Genomic DNA, 2,409 nt, shown 5'->3' on the forward strand with positions numbered 1-2,409 from the left:
AAACGGCAGCATCCAAATGTTTTAGCAAGAAGTTCTTCCTGTTTTTTATCCGGGTAAATCCGGAATTTATACGCTTTGTTCAAATTACTTTTCACCCTGGCTTTCAATATATCTGCGAATGATTTCAACCGGTGCACCTCCTGCTGTCAAAAGGCAGAAGCTCTGACTCCAAAATGCTTCCTTCCAGAGTTTTTCCCGTATTTCAGGATGTTCCTTCTTCAGCAGCCTGCTGCTTGCGCTTTTATACGCATTGATAAATTTACTGATCTCGCTCTTCGGCTGCGCACGGAACATGACATGTACATGATCCTCATCATGATTCCATTCTTCCAATGTAATCCCATAATTCGGTGCAATATACTCAAATATTTCTTTCGCTCTCTAGTAGATATGGGGATTACTCCCCATACCCCTAAACAAAACCGTACGTGCGCTATTAACGCATACGGCTTTTCACTTTATATTTTTATACTCTATCTGTAAAACAAACTTACCTTGATACTTGGTTCAAGCAACGGAAATGTCCGAAGCACTCCATTAAAGAAAGTATCTTGCGTATAGCCTCTTCTCTGACTTCTCCGATTGAGCCACTTAAACAACAGCCATTTTGTTTGCGTAAGAAAGTTCTTCACTTCCCTTGTATTGTCGGTCACTCCGTAATACTGATAGTGTCCTCTCAGTTTTGCATTGATTGTTTTAATTAACTGCTCCAATGGCATTGTTCTATGTGCCTTTATCCAGTCTTTCATTGCTTTGATTTTACTCCGAAATTTCTTCTTACTGGTCTTTACCCTACAACGGTAAAAGCACTTCTTTCCGTCCATTCCGCAATAAAATGTGAAGCCAAGAAAGTCAAAGGTATCTGGCTTTCCTTCTCCTCTTGCTTTTCGGTTTTGCCTGGCAAACCTCCCAAATTCCAGAATCTTTGTCTTTTCCTCTGCTAATTCTAGCCCATACTTTCCAAAGCGTTCTTCCAGTCTCTGCTTAAAAACTTCCGCTTCGTATCGGTTCTGGAAACAACAAACAAAATCATCACAGTAGCGAATAAGATAACTTTCTCCCTTGCATTGTCGCTTTACGATTACATCAAACCAGTTATCCAGTACATAGTGTAAATATATATTTGCAAGTATCGGGCTGGCTCCGTTTCCCTGTGGGGTTCCTCGTTCGCTGTCAAGATATTTTCCATTTTCCATGATTCCTGCTTTTAAAAATTTCTCGATTATTTCAAGGAATTTTCTGTCAGCTATATCATGCGACAGCATCTTCATCAACCATTCATGGTCTACATTATCAAAGAATCCTTTGATATCTGCTTCCACCACATAGTTCGTCTTTCGATACTGCACCATTTCTATGATTTCTCTTACCGCCTGATGACAGTTCCTGTTTGGGCGGAATCCAAAGCTCTCATTATAAAACTTTGGCTCATAAATCTGCTCCAGTATCTGTGCAATCGCATTCTCCACCAGTTTATCCTCATAACAGGAGATTCCCAGTGGTCTCATTTTGCCTTTTGTTTCTTTCGGAATATAGACTCGCCTTGTTGGATTTGGGCAATAGCTTCCGCTTTTCATCCGTTTTACAAGATTCGCAAGATTTTCCTCAAGATTCAGCTCATAATCCTCTTTTGTTACCTTGTCAATTCCATATGCTTTCTTCTTATCCATTGTTTTATGAATTGCTCGAAGCGTATCTACATTGATATAGGACGCAAGATTCTGTACCTTTCTGTCGGTTCTGTTTGCTTTTGCAATATTGTACTGTATTCCAAGCAACTCATTTACCATGTTCATCAGCTCTCTTTCGTCTGCATAGTTCCTAATTACTTGAAGCTATAAAGTGCACAGCCCTTTTCTCCATCTGCTTTCACAGACTTCTCCGATACTATGGCTGTGTCGGACTTCCTGCCACTCATTTGAATTCCTGACGCATTTCTTTGTTTTGGTCTCCATACCCCTTGGGGGAAATGACAGGATCTCAGCTGTTCCGATAACATACTTATCATCAACCTCGCCAAGCTCTCAGACTGGGGGATGCCGTTGTGGCCTCACCATATCGGCCATAGCAGTGTTGTCTACTGCGTAACAGAACACATCGACCATTTCCAACCTCGTAATAATTTCCCAGCTCAATCACTTCACTTTCGTTTCGGCTCTGTTGCTCCCTGTCCTACGCTTAAACCTGACGTTACCGTTTTGGTTCCAAGGACTCGGTACAGGCGGTTGGTTAGACCTTACCTGATAGGATTTTCCTACTGTATTGTTATCAGCTTACCAAAGTTTGCGGAATTCCTTCCGCACACTAGGGGAAATCAGCTATGCTGATTTCGCAGCTCGCACCTGTTTGATATTACATCATCTATCACTTTCCGGCGATATTTCACAACCATAATCAAATGATAATATA

General features: G+C 41.3%; 2 protein-coding genes and 1 pseudogene. All 3 read right to left on the reverse strand.

The window, feature by feature from the left end:
• Positions 1 to 137 (reverse strand): helix-turn-helix domain-containing protein (locus ACTNA4_RS15950; protein WP_441031138.1); only part of this gene is annotated, 137 nt, incomplete at its 3' end.
• Positions 85 to 378 (reverse strand): annotated as a pseudogene (tnpA, locus tag ACTNA4_RS15955) (IS200/IS605 family transposase); the annotation flags it as partial. The gene ACTNA4_RS15950 and the pseudogene tnpA, both read right to left, overlap by 53 nt.
• 95 nt (positions 379 to 473) lie before the next feature.
• Positions 474 to 1,790 carry a group II intron reverse transcriptase/maturase gene (gene ltrA / locus ACTNA4_RS15960; RefSeq protein ID WP_291810439.1) on the reverse strand — a complete coding sequence of 439 codons (1,317 nt, stop codon included), beginning with the start codon at positions 1,788 to 1,790 and terminating at the stop codon, positions 474 to 476.
• Positions 1,791 to 2,409 lie beyond the last annotated feature (619 nt).

This window comes from Bariatricus sp. HCP28S3_A7 (genome assembly GCF_052066375.1).
Classification (GTDB): domain Bacteria; phylum Bacillota; class Clostridia; order Lachnospirales; family Lachnospiraceae; genus Allocoprococcus.

Bases quoted from the DNA above. Each gene is read 5' to 3' on its own strand.
- ltrA (WP_291810439.1), bottom strand. From the start codon at position 1,790: ATGGTAAATGAGTTGCTTGGAATACAGTACAATATTGCAAAAGCAAAC.